This is a genomic window from Pseudoalteromonas sp. Hal040, from assembly GCF_037162425.1.
Taxonomy (GTDB): Bacteria; Pseudomonadota; Gammaproteobacteria; order Enterobacterales; family Alteromonadaceae; genus Pseudoalteromonas; species Pseudoalteromonas gelatinilytica.
Map to the genome: position 1 here is coordinate 671,228 of NZ_JARLUU010000002.1, position 16,785 is coordinate 688,012.

Below are 16,785 nucleotides of genomic sequence, written 5' to 3' on the forward strand. Positions count from 1 at the left end.
GATGAAGAAGTTAACAGCGGCAACACTTGCTCTGTGTATCGCAACCCTAACTGGGTGTTCGTCAAGTGATGACGAAGAAGAACTAGTACTGCCTGAAATTGTTAATCAATTTGAGACAGAAGTGGTTTGGCAAGAATCAATTGGTGATGGTGTTCAGCATTATTTCTCGCGCTTAACACCGGCTATTCATAACGATGTTGTGTATGTAGCAAACCGCGAAGGTGAAGTTGAAGCCCTATCGCTTGAAAATGGCGATACGCTATGGGAAACCGATGTGCGTGAAAACCCTGCTTTCTGGCCTTGGGAAACCACAGAAAGTGCCAAGTTATCGGGCGGTATTTTACAAGCTTACGGCAAAATCTTCGTTGGTTCTGAGCATGGTTACTTAACCGCGCTCGACCGTGAAACAGGTGAAATTGTTTGGCGTAAAACAATGCCAGGCGAAGTACTTGCTAAACCAGCTGCTGGCGACGGCCTAATTTTTGTAAACCTAGGCTCAGGTAAATTATTAGCTTTACACCCAGATACAGGTGAAGAGCGTTGGAGCTTTGAACAAGAAGTGCCACCACTGACGTTACGTGGTCAAAGTTCACCAACCGTAGCAAACGGTGGTGTATTGCTAGGCCTTGAAACAGGCAAACTAAGCGTATTAATTTCAGAAAATGGTTACTCTGCGTGGAGTGCTGAGATTGCTTCTCCAAAAGGTGCCTCTGAGTTTGAACGTTTAGTCGATGTGGATACACAAGCGTTAATTAGTGGTCCATATGCGTATGCAATCGCCTATAATGGTAACTTAGCAGCCGTTGATATTCGTTCAGGTAATGTTGTTTGGAAACGTGAATACAGCAGCTACCGTGATTTATCGATGGATAGCCAGTCTATCTATGTTGTTGATAGCGATGGTGTTATTTACGGTCTAGATAAAACATCAGGCATTGAGCGTTGGAGCCAACCAGCACTGCGCGGCTGGTACTTAACAGGCCCAACTGTGGCTGGTAAATATTTAGCACTGGGTGACCAAGAAGGTAACCTACACTGGTTAGACAAAGAAACGGGCGAGCTTGTATCGCGCGAAGACTTTGACAGCTCAGGTTTCTTTATTGAGCCTGTTGTTGCCGGTGACAAATTAATTTTATACACCAGAGATGGTGAAGTTAGCGCGGTTAAAATTCCAAACTAACTTACTAATAGTAAACGTTATTTTTCTAAGGCTTCGCTTGGCGAAGCCTTTTTGTTGTTTTTTTAAGAGGTAGTTTATGCTTCCCGTGATCGCTCTTGTTGGGCGACCCAATGTGGGCAAATCCACATTATTTAACCGTTTAACACGTACTCGTGACGCCCTCGTAGCCGACTTTCCTGGCTTAACACGAGATAGAAAATATGGCCAAGCAGATTACGAAGGCTATGAATTTATCGTGGTAGACACGGGTGGTATTGACGGTTCTGAGCAAGGTATCGAAACCGAAATGGCTGAGCAATCGCTACTCGCGATTGAAGAAGCCGATATCGTATTATTTTTAGTTGATGCCCGCGCAGGTATGACTGCTGCTGACCAAGCAATTGCTAACCACCTTCGTAAACAACAGAAGAAATGCTTTGTTGTAGCAAACAAAGTGGATGGTATTGATGCAGACTCATATTGTGCAGAGTTCTTCCAGTTAAGCTTAGGTGACGTGCATCACATTGCTGCGGCGCATGGCCGTGGTATCACACAATTACTTGAAACAACCTTACAGCCAGTTATTGCTGAACTTGCCGGTGAAAGTGAAGAGCTTGAAGAAAGTGATGACGAACTGGTTGATCTTTACAGTGAAGATGAAGAAGGTGAAGACAGCGAACAAGCCTTTGCAGATAAACCTGTAAAACTTGCTATTATCGGTCGCCCTAACGTTGGTAAGTCAACACTTACAAACCGTATCTTAGGTGAAGAACGTGTAATCGTTTACGATATGCCGGGTACAACTCGTGACTCTATCTATATCCCGATGACACGCAACGACAAAGAATACATTCTTATTGATACTGCGGGTGTTCGTAAGCGTAAGAAAGTAAGCGATGTTGTTGAGAAGTTCTCAGTTATTAAAACATTACAAGCCATTGAAGATGCCAACGTGGTACTTTTAGTGGTTGATGCACGCGAAGGTATTTCTGATCAAGACTTAAGCCTATTAGGTTTTGCTTTAAATGCGGGTCGTTCATTGGTTGTTGCTGTTAACAAGTGGGATGGCCTTGATGATTACGTTAAAGAACGTATTAAGTCAGAGCTTGACCGTCGTTTAGGTTTCATCGATTTCGCACGTTTACACTTTATCTCTGCTTTACACGGCACAGGTGTGGGTCATTTATTTGAGTCAGTAGACGAAGCGTACGAATCAGCAACTAAACGTATTAGCACAGCGATGCTACGTCGTATCATGGATATGGCACAAGCCGATCACCAACCGCCACTTGTTCGCGGTCGTCGTGTAAAACTTAAATATGCTCACGCAGGTGGCTATAACCCACCACGTATCGTGATCCACGGTAACCAAGTTCATGACTTACCTGATAGCTATAAACGCTACTTAATGAACTATTATCGTAAAGCATTAAATATCATGGGTACGCCGATCAAAATTGAATTTAGAGAAGGCGATAATCCATACGCAGGCCGCTCAAACAAGGTGACCTTATCGCAAAAACGTAAAATCCGTGCGTTTGCGAAAGAAAACCGCAACAAGTCGTAGTTGCCACGTAAGCTTTAAGTATTAAAAAAACCTTGTAAGTATGACTTACAAGGTTTTTTTATTGCTAAAACTATGCTTTATTTAATAAACGAATAATAAATAGAGCTGCATAAATGGCATTTTTAAGTCAGGTTATTTACGTCGATAACGTAGAAGAAGTACTCGACTTTTACTATCAAGCATTTGGATTTAATACCAATCATATCAGTGACGATGCCGAATACGGTGAACTTGTTACAGGATCCGTTAAACTTGCTTTTGCAACCCACCCGCATGCGCAATCATATTTCAAGCAAGGATATATTCGCGCCCACCCAAAGCAGCCTGCACTAGGTTTTGAGCTAAGATTCAGCTGCCACAATTTAGTCGAAAGTTACGATAAAGCCGTGCTTGCTGGTGCTGAGCCATTGTGCCCGCCAACTAAAAAAGACGCCCAGCATTATGCGTATGTTCGCGCTATTGAGGGCACTTTAGTGTGTTTAGTAGAAGATTAGCTTTTTGTAAGGTCCGTTTTTGTTAGGTCAGTGTGTAGTTCGAGGGTTAATTCACGTAGTAACTCGATTCGCTCCATACTCATGTTTGAGCGCGCCATTAACTTGGCTGTTAATTCTTCAGCATCAATTTTAAGCTGCATGCCCTGCTCTGTTAACGAGATTACTTTTTTACGCTCATCTTCACTTGATACCTGACGCGTCAACAAACCTTTTGCTTCAAGGCGTTTAACTATCGGTGTTAAGGTGCCTGAATCGAGGTGCGAGTCATGAGAAAGCGCTTTTAAACTCACTTGGTTATTATACCAAAGCGAATGCATCACAATATACTGCGGATAGGTTAAGTCATAAGCTTCGAGGACTGGTCGAAACGCTCTGATCAGCGAAGGTAAAATTAAATCTGAAGAAACGGTATACCATGGCATCGAAAATGCCGTTGATGCATATCTTGGTCTGTTCGAAGGTAAAAATAAAGGAAAAATGCTAGTGAAGCTTTAACGCTTAGCATGCAAATAAAGCCTGTATCTTAGTTGGTACAGGCTTCTTATTTTCAGTCATTCAAAATCGATAAATACGCAAGTTCGGCTAGTTTTTCTAATGATGACGTTGCTTTAGGCTCAGGCTTTTCAGCATGAACTGAGTAACGCCGTTTCGGGATCTTAACTTGAATAAAGCCATGATTATTGGCCATATCAATACGCAGCATTTCACGCTCTTTTGGCGTTAAATGATTTTCATGAATTTTTTCAAGCTCATCATGATCGAGCCAAATAGCCGCACAATTTGGACACTCGTCTATTTCAACCACTTTTAGTGGCGTGAAAAAGCGTCGCAACATCACTACGTCAGGGCACTTCGGGCAATTAATTCGCGTTGCTAAATCAACACATTCTGTTGGCAGGCTTTGTAAATGAGCCAGCAGCACTTGCGCGGGTTTTAAACTCGGATCGCTAAAGTGGAATATTTGTCGGTTATCAAAAAATACGCCTCCACTTTTTGATAAATACACCTTAACGTCGCCAATGCTTACTGCTTCAAGGGCTGTTTTAGTACGCGGGCAAAACATAATACATCCTTGTTTTAAAATTAATTTAGCGCTTTTGTTATTAACGGTTTAAGTGGCTCTGATAAGCTGATGTTACCAGCTAGCACAAATTCATGTGCTTCGTTTGACATCTTTTGCCAGGTTTTACGAATAATACCCAACCATTTTTGCTCATCGTAATCAGGCTTACTACTTGCAAAATCAAGCATGTAATGCTCAATAAACACAAGGCTTGCGATGTCTTCAATCAATTGGCTATCAGGGTTTCGCTTTATATTCTTTTTTGCCACTGCTGCGTATACACGCTCACACTCTTCTGATGCGTAACCAGCCGTTTTCATAAGAGCTGTAACACGCTCTGCATGGAAATCATATAAAGCCGTGCGCCATTGATAATACCCTTGCTTACCCATAGGGAAATCACTGCGAGGAGAGCGCCAGCGCTCAATATGTTGACCTCGCGCAGCAATATGCATCAACTCATCAGCTTGTGGATTGAAACGGTTTAGCATATCGGTCATACGCATTGCGTATAATGACTCTTTTGCAAACTCTTGATCATCTTGTTGCACACGATTTGGATCGACAGCATTCGCTGCATCTATGGCTTTTATAACGGCTTGGTACATAGCGTTTAATCTTACTTAAGTTTGTAATCTATTGTATTTAGGTACAAATAATTCTTTAACATGCTAAAAATTCAACTAAAATCCTAGCACTTAGCTAGACAATCAGGTAGCCCTAAACTAGTATTTTTAAAAGTAAGTTTAGTACTTAAATACCCACTTAATTCAGGGACGCCTTTGCGTAATATTACATATTTTTCGTTGTTATTTACTTCTTTTTTTCTCAGTTTCTGTTTATTTTCGGCTATCGCGCTAAAAGTGTTTTACGATAGACAAGAAATGCATGAAATTGAGCAAAATGCAGCACTTAACAGTTACAGCAGTAATCTTGAAAAAGCACTTGATAGCGCACTCCTTGGCCCTTACCTTGTTCGCGCCGCAATGCGTGACTTTGCATACACACAAACTGAATTCGAAACCCTTGCCACTGAAATATTAACTCACAGTGACGGCAGTCAAACTATTCAGCTCGCACCAAAGGGGATAATTCAATATAGCTACCCGTTAACCAGTCACGAGAGCGTGATTGGTGTCGACTTATTCAAGATGCAAAGCATTCAAGCGTCATTACAAACAGCGATTGATACGCAAAAAATGCAAATCGATGGACCAAAAGAGTTGGCTCAAGGAGGTCAGGGCTTAGTCGCTCGATTACCGATTTTTAATCAAAATGAGTTTTGGGGTTTTGCAATCGCGGTGCTACGTTTTCCTGAGTTTATTGCAAATTTACGCCCTGATACTACCTCACACCCTCACCTCCATGAGGTTTGGCAAAAAACAGCGAATAACTACGCGCCGCTTTTAAATAACCACGGTTTTGAGCAAAAGCAATGGTCAACCTACAACCTCGATGTTGAAAATCAGCATTGGGTTGTGGGTATTAAAGATGAGTTTGCTTATCGGGCGCATGTTGAATTTTTAGTGTTGTTACTGATTGTCCTGCTATTTTCATCGGTTAGCTGCTATTTGATTACGATTACTTGCCGGTTGCGGGAACATGAGCAAAACCTCGAAAAGCTCGTGCAAAAGCAAACCTTAGAGTTGTCTGAGCAGGCACTTGAATTAAAACAAGCTCAGTTACTCAGTGGCGTGGGTAGTTGGCATTTGTCGCCAGATAAAAGCATTAGGCAATTATCGGCTCAAGCAAAAGCACTATTTAAAGAACAAAGCAAAGTGCAATCAATTACTGATGTCTGTAAAAAAATCGATAGCTTTTATAAAAATACGTTTTTAAATTTTATACATACTAAGCCAAGTAGCCCAATCGAAATTGAATACACAATTAAGCTCAATGGAGAAAAACGCTGGTTTCATGAGCACGCAGAATGGAACCCTAAAACCAATACCTTGGTAGGTACGATTGAAGACATCAGTGCAGAAAAACAGCGCCAACATGAGCTTTATCAGCAAGCCCACTTTGACTCAGTCACCGGCCTTGCCAATCGCCATTACAGTGAAAAGTATATCGCCAGTTTATGCCCTGAAGACCAATACAGTAGCGGCCTGACTTTATTGTGCGCCGAGATCAAAGGCTATCGTCAATTAGAAGATATTTACGGTCAAGATTACTTAAATGAACTACAAACGACCATTGCTAACCGGCTAATTGAGTTTTCTGATTTACATCAAGCATTTTGCGCGCATATCAAACCGGGCTGCTTTTTAATGTTACTAAAAGAAGCTATTTTTGATGAAAAGCTCGCCGCCCTATTAGACAAATTTCAGCATCAAGTCGGCGGCATAATTGAAACCGCTGGCAGCGCTCATTTCTACCATTTATACATTGGCGTGGGCTATCCGCACTTACAGAACATCGATGCGGCTGAACAAATCAATACTGCTCTCATTGCGATGAATGAATGCCCCCGCACGCAAAAACCCTATACGGTTTATAGCCAATCACTGAAAGAGAAGCTCATTGCACAAAGTAACCTCGAAAGTGACTTACGCCATGCGCTTTCGGCTAACGAGCAGCTAAGTATGGTGTATCAGCCAATTGTTAACACCCTCGATGGTACACTGATTGGCTGTGAAGCACTGGTTCGCTGGCAACACCCTGTTCGAGGCTTTGTGTCACCTGTGGAGTTTATTGCCATCGCTGAGCAATCTGAGCTCATTAATTTATTGTCTCGTTGGATTGTTGCTAAGGTTGCTGAAGATTGCCATCGCATGGTTGATAACAATATTCATATTAAAATGTCGATCAATCTCTCGCGTAAGCAGTTCTCTGATGTGCATTTAGTGAAACGACTGAGTAAAGAAAAAGCCAAGCTATTCCCAGCTAATCAAAAAATCAATCTTGAGATCACCGAATCTGCCCTATTTCAAAATACCCAGTACGCTATAAACCTAATGCATGAACTTAAATTAGCGGGTTTTAACTTATCACTCGATGACTTTGGAACGGGTTATTCATCACTGTCGTCGATTCAGCAATTTCCGCTAGATAACGTTAAGATTGACCGTGCTTTTATCTGTAACTGCGTGGATAACCCACGGGATGGTTTGTTTTTACAAACAATGAGTGATTTAGCCCATCAACTTGATTTAACGATTACCGCAGAAGGGGTCGAGAGCTCAGAGCAGTGGCAATTGGTGAGTGACAAAGGCATTGATTATATTCAAGGTTACTTAATCTCAATGCCCTTATCTATTGATGACTTTATAGCGTTTGACCCGGTTGCGTAAGATCCACTGCCAAGCTTTGTTTTGGCTTTTCGATCATACGGGTAAGCTCTTTTTCGCCATCAAGGATAATAATGGTTGGCGTATACAGTAAGTCGTGCTGTTTTGCTAACCCTGCAGGGTCAAGCTTATCATAGCCAACAGCCACTAATTTAAGTGAGCCTAACTGTACTTTCGCTGTATCTAGAAGTTTTAAAAAACGAGGTACTTCTCGTTTTGAGTCATGACACCAAGTGCCTAAAAACACCAAAACTTGCTTACCTTGCAGTGCTTTTATCGTAGTTAACTCTTCTTCACTCGGTGTGTATTCATTGTACTGTTCACTAAATGCAGCGTAGTCTTTAAGTAAGTCATCGCGACTTATCTCTCCACTGTATGGAGCAGTGTCTGCAAATGTTAGGGCAGAAAATAACAAAGCGGCGATATAAATTAGTTTTTTCATTGAGTCTCCTTTTTCACCACTATAACTAAGTGAAAAATAAAGTCACAGTTTTTTGCTTATTAGCTGTTCGATGCCTTGCGCTTTATGATACAGCCAACCTTGATGGAAATAGACTTCTTTTGCCAACAAGTAATCAGCCTGAGCTTGGGTTTCCACCCCTTCAGCAACAATATCAATCTCAAGTTTTTTAGCGAGCTCGATTAACGCATCAAGTAAAATAGCCAGTTGTGAATTAGTGCCAATGGCTGCTGTGTAACTTTGATCGATTTTTAAAATATCAAAAGGCAATGATTTTAAATATTGCAGGCCAGCATAACCAGTTCCAAAATCATCAATAGCCACTCTGACCCCCTGCTCTCTAAACAGCGTAATAGTCTCTATCACTTCAGTATCGTCAGATTCAATCAGTTCGTTTTCGGTTATTTCGAGTACCAAATGTGGGATCTGGGTGTTCAACTCAAGAGCAAGCTGTTTAAATTTGTCATCTTTGAGGTGTTCACCGGTAATGTTGATATTCACTTTTAATGTTGGATGCCAACGAGTGAGCTTTACTAAATCTTCGGTGATATTTTCAATCACAGCATAGGTCAGTGCTAAGTTAAGGTTATTACTTTCAATATCCGGCAAAAAGCGATTCGGCGTTAAGACTCCCTCTAGTGGATGGTTTAACCTAACTAACACTTCAACCCCTGCAAACTGTTTTGTGTTTGCATTCCAAATAAGCTGATAAAAGTTAATAAAATCACCAGAGTTCAAATGGTTAATCAGCTCATTTTTACGGCTACGGTAATTTTGATGGTACGCTTTAGAAAAGAAGAACAATAAAACAAATACAAACACATACAATGAAATACTTGCCAAAGGCGGGGTATAAACACCTTGGTATAAAGTATCAACATTGACAGCGACGACCAAAGCAAGACTCGGGATATCTTTGACAGGCTCAGCAAGTAAATAGTGCTGATGTGTATCGTCAAACCGATGATCGTTAAGCTCAGTCGTTTTCGTTAAAGGAAACAAATCATAATCAAGTGGCAAGGTGTAACCACCCACAATTGTGATAGGTACGCCTAATTTTGCATCGACTAAAGCAACAAAGTCATAGGGTCTATCAAGCTCATTTATTTTTCGGCTCAATAATGGCTGCGGCAGTAAAGCATTAATCTCAAAGCCATCACTGCGGGTTTTAGCTATAACCAAAGCAGCTTCACCAATGTAATTGGTATGAATTGGTCCAAAATAACGCAATTGTTGGCTTTTAACAGGCTTAGGGCCTATGGTTTTTATTGGCTCAGGAGGAGCTCCCCAACTGGTACAGGTTAAATAGCCATCTGGGTTTACAACACCAAATTCGGCAACATTCGAGATATGAAAATGGGCTTGGCGAAGCGCTAGCAACGTCTTGCTTGAGCAGCTCGGATCAAGCGTATCTGACTGAATAAAAAAATCTTTTAATTGCTTAGTTTGCTTATCGAGATCTGATTTAAGCCATTGGTAGTCTGCCCGTATTTGCTCTCGCGCAACCTGCTTTTTTGCCGCGACTTCCATTGGGTAATCGATAGCAAAAACAAGCATCATTCCAATACTCGCAAGCGTCATGGCTTTAATTTTGTATCTGCGTTTAGGCAAAGTGCAAACTCAACATGTCATCTGATAATAAGCATTGCATATTCTAACTTAAATACCATAAAAAAGGTGTACCTAAAAATACAAATGACGCTCTTTTTTAGCATTGTCATAGAACTGAAAAACTCAACAATTATATTCGCTAAATTGGTAAAAACGAACTACTATATTAGATATATCTAATATAAGGTTTTACTATGCTTTCCTTAAGAAATATTGTGCTATGTACTGCATTACTTTCTCCTAGTCTGTATGCCGCAACAAACTCAGCGACACTAGAAACCCAAGCAGCTGAGCGAGCAACTGAATTTGCCACGACGCTCAAATCAGCATTGGCAGCCGCAATCAAACAAGGCGGTTTAGTTGAAGGAATTAACGTGTGCAAAATGCAAGCCCCAGCCATTGCCGAAAGCTTATCAACCGATGGTTGGACTGTAGCGCGCAAAAGCACTAAAAACCGTAATCCAAATAATAAACCTGATGACTGGGAAGCTGAAAAAATCGCTCAGTTGCTCGATATGATCAGAAACACAGAAAGCATCGATAATGTGACTTTTTCAACCAGCAAAGATGGTCAATTTCGCTTTGCTAAAGCGATAAAGGTCGCGCCAGTGTGCCTCAATTGTCATGGTCAAACGATTGCGCCAGAAGTAAAGCAAGCACTTAGCGAGCATTACCCAAATGATTTTGCAACAGGCTATCGGCTTGGTGATTTAAGAGGAATATTCTCTATTACCAAAACACTCGAAACGTCTGAGCCATAAAATATATGCCTTGTACTCGCATAGTTTGCTCTTAGCAATTAAAATACCCTTTTAAAATCAACCAGGGTGCCATTTATGTCTTTACCTCCTTGCCCACAATGTAACTCTGAATACGTGTATGAAGATCAAAACAATTTAGTATGCCCAGAGTGCGCTCATGAGTGGGATCCAAATGCAGTTAATAACGATGATGTGATCGATGTAAGAGATGCTAACGGCACTTTATTGGTCGATGGCGATAAAGTGACCGTTGCTAAAGATCTAAAAATTAAAGGCAGCTCACAAGTAATTAAAATTGGCACTAAAGCCGTTATCCGCCGAGTGTTAGATAAAAAAGACCACGAATTAGACTGTAAAGTTGATGGCGTCGGTGAAATGATGGTAACTGCTAAGTTTGTTAAAAAAGCTTAATAAACATATTGAGCAGTGCCCAATATAAAAACACTGCTCAATTAGTATACTTTAAAGAAACAAAAAAACATTTCAAATAGAATAGCATTTTAATTCAAAGATATAGAACTTCACTGAAAATATATTCCATTTAAAATCAAAATAATAAGAACATACCCAAAAACAATACACTGATCCCAAAATAGATCCAGAACACTTACTTTAAGGTACAGGAATAATAAATTTATACTAATTATTTTGCATTAAATAATTATTCTCCTACACTTCTTTTCAATCATTATTTCTTGAATACGGAATATGATTTAAACCACGTTTAAAAAGCAGGTATTTTGAACTCTATTTAGGAACTATAAATAGGTGTTCATGCAGTCATACAAATATGTTTTTAACAAAACTAATGTATTAATACTGCCAAACCTACTGTGAGGTAGGGACGGAAAGCCACGGGTCTTCTCTGAAAGAGGTAAGGAAATGGGAAGATAGCCGGGTTGTGGAATTTGGAATCCAGAACAATGAAACATCACATCTTTAGCACAGCATTACTTGCTGTCGCTTTCACATCAACAGCTTACGCAGTAGACGATCCGAATTTTGGTGCACAGTCATTGCGAGGCGAAATCGGCACGAAAGGAGTTTTCTTGACCATTCCTTACGATGAAGTTCGTTATGGTAATGGTGATAACAAAGCATATATAAAACCTGAAGAATACAAAATGATGTACTCGGATAGCATTGGCGGCAAAGTAACCTGCCCTGCTATTAAAGGGCCAGGTCTAAAAGGATTGAATTACCATCAATTCAAAAACGGCATTGAATGCTCATGGAAATCTCGCCCCGGTAGTAATGCCGAAATTATAACTTTTACTTTGATGCCAGGTGGAGACACAGGTAAGTCGCCAAAACACTATCGAGGAAAAAATAAAGTTGTAACATGGACAGGCATTATTAACGATGCTAATGGCCAAGGTGCTGTAACGAAAAGCTATAAAACAACCCTAAGTTTGGATATGTTCGATTACCGTAATGGTAACTCTCATAAAGCTTTTGTTTTCAAAAAGAATCATAAAGTGAAGCTTGGGGATTTTACGTCGACTAAAGGTTCAATCCGTGACTTTATTTGTGACTTCAATGGTCAAAAAATAAATGTACTCAAAGATCATACACCTGTTGGTCAATTTGGTAAAAAAGGCGTCAAGTGCACTTACATGCTTAAACAAAATGGTAAAGACCCTCATTACTATGGTGAAGTCGTGTTTAAATAATAATTTAGAAAAAACACAATAACTAGCTTTCCTTTTCATTCAAAGCCTAGCCTGCGCTAGGCTTTTTTATTTTACTTTTTTGTCACCACGCCTTCAGGTATATGTAAAGTACGTTGCGGGAAAGGAATTGTCAGGCCTGCACTCTCGATTGCCTCTTTGACACGTTTATTTAAATCCCAATAGGTTTGCCAATAGTCTTCATTTTTAGCCCATGCTCTTAGCTGAATATTCACCGAGCTCTCAGCCATGGCTGTCACCATCACTTGCGCCGCTGGCTCACTCAGTAATCGGCTTTCGTTCGCGGCAATATCTTTTAGCACCGCAAAGCCGTCATCGATTGAATCGGCATATGAGATACCCACAACAATATCCATTCGGCGTTTGCCATTTCGCGTGAAGTTTTTAATATTGTTACCCCACACTATGCCATTAGGTGATGCGATATAAAGACCATCAATCGTTTGAAAAACACTGGTGAATAGGTTTACCTCAGAGACAGTACCTTGCATCGAGCCTATCTCAACAAAATCTCCGACTTTAAATGGCCTTAATATAAGTAACATCATGCCTGCAGCAATATTACTTAAGGTGTCTTTAAGGGCTAAACCTATCGCTAAGCCAGCAGCACCCATTAGCGCAATAAGGCTTGCTGTATTCACGCCAAAGATATCTAAAATAAACACCCCGCCAATAATATACACGGCATAACCTGCCACAGACGACAAAATAGGCAGCAAGGTATTATCAACTTTTTTAAGGGTAGCATTGGAGTTTTTGATAGCCTTTTTCACTGACTTAGCAAGTACTACACTGGCAATTAAAATAGCAATTGCGAGTATCACTTTATAGCCTAGCGCTATAATTGTTTCTGAGTTATTGAGCCAAAACTCATTGATAGTTTGCTTCATAAAGGTCCTTGATTTTTTGAATTCTAAATTGCATTTATTTATAAATTGAAAGGAAAAGCCATGCGTTATAGGCAATAAAAATCAGCAATAAACCAACGCCTTCAGCGCGATTTACCCTGCCAACACCACGGTGGCCATAGGCAAAAATTAATAAAAATATTGAAAGAGAGATCATCGCCAGCCAGTCTCGCGATAATAGATCAGGTGAAAGGTTAACAGCAGGCGCAATCATCCCTGCAATGCCTGTGACGGCTAAAATATTAAACATGTTTGAGCCAATCACATTACCAATCGCAATGTCGTGTTCACCTTTTCTGGCAGCGGCAATTGAAGCTGCAAGCTCAGGAAGCGAGGTGCCAAGTGCCACGATTGTGAGACCTATAATGAGGTCGCTAATGCCCATGAGTTCAGCAATATTGACCGCCCCCCATACCAAGAACCTTGAACTTGCAATGAGGACTACAAGCCCAACAATTAGCCAGGTAATAGCCGCTTTAAGTGACATTGTTTGCACGTTAAGTTCGTGCTCAACATCTTTTGCTAAGCTGTCATTTTTGCTTTTAAGGCCAGAATAGATACTCCAACCAATAAAACTGCAAAAGCCAAATAACAAGATACCCGCATCGAAACGTGATAAGTCGCCATCAACAATCAGTAATGCAAATAGCGCACTTACTGCAAGCAGAAGCGGGAGCTCTTTTTTGACAATCAAAGAGTGAACAGTAATCGGGGCTATTAACGCGGTTATCCCTAATATAAGCCCAATGTTGACAATGTTTGACCCCACGGCATTGCCTAAAGCAAGCTCAGGACTGCCATCAGCAGCTGCCATAGCCGATACCAACATCTCAGGAGCCGACGTACCAAAGCCAACCACTATCATCCCAATAAGCAAACTTGGCATACCTGCATATTTTGCGCTTACAGCGGCGCCATCAACAAAACGATCTGCACTCCAAATCAACAATGCAAAGCCAACGATAATGGCAAGAATAAACAAGATCATCGTGCTCTCCCGCAAAAGGGTGGCAAAGCAAAATGAGGTAAATAAAGCGATTTAAGAGAACAGAAATAACCATAAAAATGGTTTTGAAATGTAACAAGCACGAGACGATTCCTTAGGGCGAAGAACAATAAGGCATACATCGTGGTCGCCCATTGAACCCGATACATGCCTTAAGTCTTGTCAATCCGGTTTGCGGACATGAACGCCACGAACATTGGTTCAGAGACTGTTGACGTTCATCTTAATCTAAGAGACTACTCCCCTAAGGTTAGGTACAGACTATATAGCTAAAAGTCATACAATTAAAGCTCTATTTGTTCCTTTTTTATTTATTTTTTAGAAGCTCAAATGCTCTACAACAATCCCTGTAACTTGGCAATTTTCACAGCTCAACTGCCAGCCAGCAGCCCAAGTTGTTGCGCTTAGCTTTGCTGCGCAAAGCGGGCAGACTTCGTCAGAAAATGTACTGGGGGTAATATCTTTAGCTTGATTAGAAAACGGCCTTAACAACCAGAGAATATTATCATCAATACTCATTGTCAGATCATGACGGAGCGTCTCGCAATAAGCATCAAACACCGCATGTTTGTACTGCTTTTCGTGCTCAGCAGATTGACTAGCATAAACACTCAACGCATTTTCGATGTCTTTTAGACGTTCGGGCCATGCATGTGCGTCTATATTCGCTTTACAATCTAACAACTCTTCAAGAGTGTAACTTGCATAGTTTGGTTCAAACATCATTGCCATCCTTGCTTTGGGTTATTAATTCTTTGGGTACTCAGTGCTTTGGATATAATGTACCATTTTGCTTTATTTGCAAAAGCCATTGTTCAAATAAATTGTTCGCGATACTTAGCTCTTCATCTGAAAGTGTCGAGTATTGTCTTTGTTCAAACCACGCGTAACGATTATACACATTGTTATTTTGCGTGATTTCCATAATGAGTCGATTCATAGCGTAGGCTTTTGCTGCACTATGCTCACCAACTTGTTCGCTGTAATACATGCTCGCTAAACTCATCAGCGCTTGTTCACTGCCCTGCTTCGCTGCTTGCTCTAAAAATACGGTTTTACGCTCTTTAAAACTATCGCGATTTTTGATGAACTCGGCACGTGACAACTTCTCAGGAAATTGCGACTTCATGTAAAATTCAGGAGTTAGCCCAGCAAACGTTTGCTGCGCAAAGGCTGAGCCCTTTTCTGCTGCTATTGCCAAATAACGGTAAAAAGACCGCCGCGTTGCTAAATCTACCCCTTGGCAATACTCATATTTTTCTAAAGCACGGTTTTGCGTATCACCAGCATCGCTAAACTCATAGCTTTCGGCTAATGTTGCTTCAAGCACCTCAGCATCTAAAGGAGCATTAAAACAGTACTTAAGGTTTTGTGCGATAAGATAGTTAGCCTCAGCATCACCTTGCTCAGCGCGTTGCTTTAGCTCAGTTAAGTGGTCAATTAACACACCATCAAAACGCCATTTCGGTGCATTTTTGATAATAAGTTCACGGCTGTCATTAACTTCACTCCCTTGCTCAGCTGATTCCTCAGCTAACAAACTCGCAGCAGGCTTTGTGGCAGCTATGCTTGCTTGTGCCTCAATGTGCTGCGTAGCTTTTGTATCATTTGATAATTCTGAATTGGTTACAAAGATTGCAGCTTCTCGTGAAAAAAATATAAATAACGAACAACAGTACCACAATTAAAAATAGCTTTATTCCTTGTCTAACAAAAGCATGCCCAGACATAACAACCTACTTATCATTTTTGTTGCTAAGTAAGTTACAAGAAAACAGCGATGAAAGCGAAACTTAACTGCGGTTTCGCTTTTCAGGTATATAAACTATTTGCACTTGATGCTTATAATTAAATCAAAGAAACCTGCAGTTCTAGCATTTGCTCGTTTTGAGTTAAGCGGGTATTTTGTCTATTTATTGCCGTTTATTTTAAGCCTTTAAAAGGAATATTTTGTATGGAAGCATTACCGTATCTACAAAAGGTGACACTCAAACGAGATCACGTTTTCTCTTTTGATACATATCCATTCTCTATTCCTGCGGTTAATCAGCTCTTTGAAATAGACTTTTCAAAACATGTCACAATATTTGTAGGTGAAAATGGTTCTGGGAAATCGACTCTTTTAGAAGCTATTGCTATCGGCTTGGGTTTTAACGCCGAAGGTGGCTCTAAAAACTTTAACTTTCAAACTCAGCAATCGCATTCAGAGCTTCATAAATACTTGCTACTCTCAAAATCGTTTAAGAGATACAAAGATGGATTCTTTTTACGCGCTGAAAGCTTCTATAACGTTGCATCAAACATTGATGACTTAGATTTGGGATTTTCTGGGGAGCCTAAACTGATAGATGCCTATGGTGGTACATCCCTTCATCACCAATCACATGGCGAATCTTTTTTAGCGCTTATGGTAAACCGCTTTTCCGGTAATGGGCTTTACATTTTAGATGAGCCTGAGGCCGCACTTTCTCCTTCTAGGCAGTTGGCTGTTTTGAGTCGCATGTTTCAACTAATTGAGCAAAACTCTCAGTTCATTATTGCCACACACTCACCGATTTTAATGGCATACCCAGGTGCGAGGATCTACCAAGTGGGAGCACAAGGCATTGAACAGATAAATTATGAGGATACTGAGCATTACCAAATTACAAAGGCGTTTTTAAACAACCCACAGCCAATGCTCGAAGAGCTTTTCAAGCCAGAAGGTGACTGATTTTATTATTTCTGATGCTATGCATGAATAAAGGTAAGCAAGAAAGCATGCTTACCTTTGTA

Annotated in this window: 17 protein-coding genes and 1 riboswitch; of the genes, 8 read left to right on the forward strand and 9 right to left on the reverse strand. The window is 40.6% G+C overall.

The window, feature by feature from the left end; translation table 11 throughout:
* Window position 1 precedes the first annotated feature (1 nt).
* The 3 genes from bamB (at window position 2) to P4S60_RS20625 (ending at window position 3,220) form a co-directional block, all read left to right on the forward strand.
* Window positions 2-1,180, forward strand: a complete 1,179-nt coding sequence (bamB, locus tag P4S60_RS20615) for an outer membrane protein assembly factor BamB (protein WP_188730142.1) — start codon at window positions 2-4, stop codon at window positions 1,178-1,180.
* A gap of 76 nt (window positions 1,181-1,256) precedes the next feature.
* Window positions 1,257-2,726: a ribosome biogenesis GTPase Der gene (gene der / locus P4S60_RS20620; protein ID WP_063704187.1), complete on the forward strand. Its 1,470-nt coding sequence runs from the start codon at window positions 1,257-1,259 to the stop codon at window positions 2,724-2,726.
* A gap of 113 nt (window positions 2,727-2,839) precedes the next feature.
* On the forward strand, window positions 2,840-3,220 hold the full coding sequence (locus P4S60_RS20625) for a VOC family protein (protein ID WP_337117400.1): 381 nt from the start codon (window positions 2,840-2,842) through the stop codon (window positions 3,218-3,220).
* Here P4S60_RS20625 and P4S60_RS20630 read toward each other — a convergent pair.
* The 3 genes from P4S60_RS20630 to P4S60_RS20645 all read right to left on the reverse strand — a co-directional run bounded on the left by P4S60_RS20630 (window position 3,217) and on the right by P4S60_RS20645 (window position 4,891).
* A complete protein-coding gene (locus P4S60_RS20630; protein ID WP_337117401.1) occupies window positions 3,217-3,642 on the reverse strand; it encodes a MarR family winged helix-turn-helix transcriptional regulator in 426 nt (141 codons plus the stop codon). The genes P4S60_RS20625 and P4S60_RS20630 overlap by 4 nt on opposite strands.
* Window positions 3,643-3,767: 125 nt before the next feature.
* The gene (locus P4S60_RS20640) at window positions 3,768-4,283 is read right to left on the reverse strand and encodes a TFIIB-type zinc ribbon-containing protein (protein WP_337117402.1); all 516 of its coding nucleotides are present in this window, start codon (window positions 4,281-4,283) and stop codon (window positions 3,768-3,770) included.
* 20 nt (window positions 4,284-4,303) lie between these two features.
* A complete protein-coding gene (locus P4S60_RS20645) occupies window positions 4,304-4,891 on the reverse strand; it encodes a DUF4202 domain-containing protein (protein ID WP_337117403.1) in 588 nt (195 codons plus the stop codon).
* Between the two features lie 255 nt (window positions 4,892-5,146).
* Here P4S60_RS20645 and P4S60_RS20650 point away from each other — a divergent pair, with 255 nt between their 5' ends.
* Window positions 5,147-7,576: an EAL domain-containing protein gene (locus P4S60_RS20650; protein WP_337117404.1), complete on the forward strand. Its 2,430-nt coding sequence runs from the start codon at window positions 5,147-5,149 to the stop codon at window positions 7,574-7,576.
* Here the strand turns inward: P4S60_RS20650 and P4S60_RS20655 are convergent.
* Both P4S60_RS20655 and P4S60_RS20660 read right to left on the reverse strand, forming a co-directional pair.
* A complete protein-coding gene (locus tag P4S60_RS20655) occupies window positions 7,551-8,015 on the reverse strand; it encodes a TlpA family protein disulfide reductase (protein WP_337117405.1) in 465 nt (154 codons plus the stop codon). The two genes, P4S60_RS20650 and P4S60_RS20655, sit on opposite strands and share 26 nt — an antisense overlap.
* 42 nt (window positions 8,016-8,057) lie before the next feature.
* Window positions 8,058-9,644 (reverse strand): EAL domain-containing protein, encoded by a 1,587-nt coding sequence (locus P4S60_RS20660; RefSeq protein ID WP_337117406.1) that lies wholly within the window; start codon window positions 9,642-9,644, stop codon window positions 8,058-8,060.
* Window positions 9,645-9,838: 194 nt separating this feature from the next.
* On the opposite strand from P4S60_RS20660, the gene P4S60_RS20665 reads away from it, so the two are divergent.
* The 3 genes from P4S60_RS20665 (at window position 9,839) to P4S60_RS20675 (ending at window position 12,078) form a co-directional block, all read left to right on the forward strand.
* The gene (locus P4S60_RS20665; RefSeq protein WP_337117407.1) at window positions 9,839-10,405 is read left to right on the forward strand and encodes a Tll0287-like domain-containing protein; all 567 of its coding nucleotides are present in this window, start codon (window positions 9,839-9,841) and stop codon (window positions 10,403-10,405) included.
* Window positions 10,406-10,480: 75 nt separating this feature from the next.
* Complete coding sequence (locus P4S60_RS20670; protein WP_119853184.1) at window positions 10,481-10,816, forward strand: zinc ribbon domain-containing protein YjdM; 336 nt, start codon at window positions 10,481-10,483, stop codon at window positions 10,814-10,816.
* A gap of 400 nt (window positions 10,817-11,216) precedes the next feature.
* Window positions 11,217-11,312, forward strand: a riboswitch (cyclic di-GMP riboswitch).
* A 16-nt stretch (window positions 11,313-11,328) separates the two neighbouring features.
* Window positions 11,329-12,078, forward strand: coding sequence for a hypothetical protein (locus P4S60_RS20675; protein ID WP_337117408.1), 750 nt, complete (start codon window positions 11,329-11,331; stop codon window positions 12,076-12,078).
* Between the two features lie 71 nt (window positions 12,079-12,149).
* Here P4S60_RS20675 and P4S60_RS20680 read toward each other — a convergent pair whose 3' ends face one another.
* The 4 genes from P4S60_RS20680 to P4S60_RS20695 form a co-directional block, all read right to left on the reverse strand.
* Window positions 12,150-12,986 carry a mechanosensitive ion channel family protein gene (locus P4S60_RS20680; protein ID WP_337117409.1) on the reverse strand — a complete coding sequence of 279 codons (837 nt, stop codon included), beginning with the start codon at window positions 12,984-12,986 and terminating at the stop codon, window positions 12,150-12,152.
* 34 nt (window positions 12,987-13,020) lie between these two features.
* Window positions 13,021-13,992, reverse strand: a complete 972-nt coding sequence (locus tag P4S60_RS20685; RefSeq protein ID WP_337117410.1) for a calcium/sodium antiporter — start codon at window positions 13,990-13,992, stop codon at window positions 13,021-13,023.
* Window positions 13,993-14,328: 336 nt separating this feature from the next.
* Entirely contained in the window at window positions 14,329-14,736 is a 408-nt protein-coding gene (locus P4S60_RS20690; RefSeq protein WP_337117411.1) for a hypothetical protein, read from the reverse strand.
* Between the two features lie 37 nt (window positions 14,737-14,773).
* Window positions 14,774-15,694 (reverse strand): hypothetical protein, encoded by a 921-nt coding sequence (locus P4S60_RS20695; RefSeq protein ID WP_337117412.1) that lies wholly within the window; start codon window positions 15,692-15,694, stop codon window positions 14,774-14,776.
* Window positions 15,695-15,964: 270 nt separating this feature from the next.
* Between P4S60_RS20695 and P4S60_RS20700 the strand changes: the two genes are divergently transcribed.
* Complete coding sequence (locus P4S60_RS20700; protein WP_337117413.1) at window positions 15,965-16,723, forward strand: AAA family ATPase; 759 nt, start codon at window positions 15,965-15,967, stop codon at window positions 16,721-16,723.
* The last annotated feature ends 62 nt before the right edge of the window (window positions 16,724-16,785 follow it).

Coding starts and splice junctions, on each gene's coding strand:
- P4S60_RS20665 (WP_337117407.1), top strand. CDS start 9,839: ATGCTTTCCTTAAGAAATATTGTGCTATGTACTGCATTACTTTCTCCT.
- P4S60_RS20670 (WP_119853184.1), top strand. CDS start 10,481: ATGTCTTTACCTCCTTGCCCACAATGTAACTCTGAATACGTGTATGAA.
- P4S60_RS20625 (WP_337117400.1), top strand. CDS start 2,840: ATGGCATTTTTAAGTCAGGTTATTTACGTCGATAACGTAGAAGAAGTA.
- P4S60_RS20630 (WP_337117401.1), bottom strand. CDS start 3,642: ATGCCATGGTATACCGTTTCTTCAGATTTAATTTTACCTTCGCTGATC.
- P4S60_RS20640 (WP_337117402.1), bottom strand. CDS start 4,283: ATGTTTTGCCCGCGTACTAAAACAGCCCTTGAAGCAGTAAGCATTGGC.
- P4S60_RS20700 (WP_337117413.1), top strand. CDS start 15,965: ATGGAAGCATTACCGTATCTACAAAAGGTGACACTCAAACGAGATCAC.
- der (WP_063704187.1), top strand. CDS start 1,257: ATGCTTCCCGTGATCGCTCTTGTTGGGCGACCCAATGTGGGCAAATCC.
- P4S60_RS20655 (WP_337117405.1), bottom strand. CDS start 8,015: ATGAAAAAACTAATTTATATCGCCGCTTTGTTATTTTCTGCCCTAACA.
- P4S60_RS20645 (WP_337117403.1), bottom strand. CDS start 4,891: ATGTACCAAGCCGTTATAAAAGCCATAGATGCAGCGAATGCTGTCGAT.
- P4S60_RS20690 (WP_337117411.1), bottom strand. CDS start 14,736: ATGATGTTTGAACCAAACTATGCAAGTTACACTCTTGAAGAGTTGTTA.
- P4S60_RS20685 (WP_337117410.1), bottom strand. CDS start 13,992: ATGATCTTGTTTATTCTTGCCATTATCGTTGGCTTTGCATTGTTGATT.
- bamB (WP_188730142.1), top strand. CDS start 2: ATGAAGAAGTTAACAGCGGCAACACTTGCTCTGTGTATCGCAACCCTA.
- P4S60_RS20675 (WP_337117408.1), top strand. CDS start 11,329: ATGAAACATCACATCTTTAGCACAGCATTACTTGCTGTCGCTTTCACA.
- P4S60_RS20680 (WP_337117409.1), bottom strand. CDS start 12,986: ATGAAGCAAACTATCAATGAGTTTTGGCTCAATAACTCAGAAACAATT.